This window comes from Candidatus Thiosymbion oneisti (assembly GCF_900092655.1).
GTDB classification, from domain to species: Bacteria; Pseudomonadota; Gammaproteobacteria; order Chromatiales; family Chromatiaceae; genus Thiosymbion; species Thiosymbion oneisti.
On the sequence record NZ_FLUY01001539.1, the window covers coordinates 1 to 1301 of the forward strand.

At 59.6% G+C, this 1301-nt stretch carries 1 protein-coding gene; it reads left to right on the plus strand.

The genetic code is table 11. From position 1 onward, the window contains the following. The first annotated feature begins 266 nt into the window (after nt 1–266). Entirely contained in the window at nt 267–776 is a 510-nt protein-coding gene (locus tag BQ17_RS15620; protein WP_089728609.1) for a pilus assembly PilX family protein, read from the plus strand. Nucleotides 777–1301 lie beyond the last annotated feature (525 nt).

Here is a 1301-nt window from a genome sequence, read left to right on the forward strand (position 1 = left end):
TTTGGCGATGTATCCGTTTCCAGCAAAGGTATTGCGGCCAGGGGAAAGCGCCGTCGCCGCGGCGCGGGTGGAACCTAAGTGCCCAGATTCCCGGCAAACGCCGCTGGTATCCCCCGTGGCTGAAGTTCAATGCGGCCGCGCCGCTTTGCCGGCGCACTCCAAAGCAGTCCGGAATCCATAAAGAGCCTAAATAGATATAAAGCAACCGCTTGTGTAATTTGAACCGCCTCAGACGCAGCGCGTTGCTGTGCGTCCAGTGATTTACCGTGCAATGTGAGACAGCAGAACTAACAACCGGACAGACCGGCGCGGCCTTGATCGTCGGCCTGATCGTGCTGACGGCATTGACCTTGCTGGGCCTGTCCGGGATGCGGATCGCTCAGGTCGAGGAACGGATGGCCGGAAACTTCCGTGACCGCAGCTTGGCCTTCCAGGGGGCGGAGGCGGCGCTGCGGGACGCCGAGGCCTACCTGCAGGAAGCGGACCTACCCCCGTTCGACGGTTCCGTACCGGGACTGATCGGCCAGCTAGCCAGTCCGGGCAGCGCGGCCTATTGGAGCAAATACGACTGGACGCACCATTCCCGGCCAGCCGGCACGACCCTGGCCGGGCTCAAGGAACCACCGCGGTACGTTATCGAAGCGTTCCCCCCCGCGGCCACCGAGAGTCGGAAATTCGGCCCACTGCCGGAGCCGGATCTGTTCCGAGTGACCGCCCGCTCGACGGGAGGCAGCGGTACGGCCCTGGTGATCCTACAGAGTACGGTGCAGCGGTAGCGATCCTGAATGATTTGTCGCGAACCCCGAATAGGCCAGGATTTACAGGATTACACAGGATTTACGGGATGTTTATATTTGACATGCTGCCTGTCTGCGCCGACCTCGCCTTGGGCGTAGATTGGGTTAGGCATGCTGCTTGATCCCGAAGAACACAAACAACGTTGAACGCGCCGTAACCTAACACGACGCTCACCAAGAGCCACGAAAAGCACGAAAAGAGCACGAAAAGATCCCTCCTTCGTCGGGATGACAATTGTGTGTCTTTGCGTATCTTTCGTGGTTAGTGCCGTAGGATGCGGTGAGCGCGGTAGGTCTTACAGGATAGCACCACAAGGAGGCGCGAACCGCATCGATGGACTAACCCGTTGCTTATTCAAGCATACCGTTGACGAAAAAGGTGCCCGTAATCGAATCCCGAAAGTGCGTGCGCAATGTCGGGCACGGACCATCCGGCGATGCGGTTCGCGCCGGCCGTCAATGCCATCCATGAAGCGGTATACCACGCTCACCGCATCCTACGGG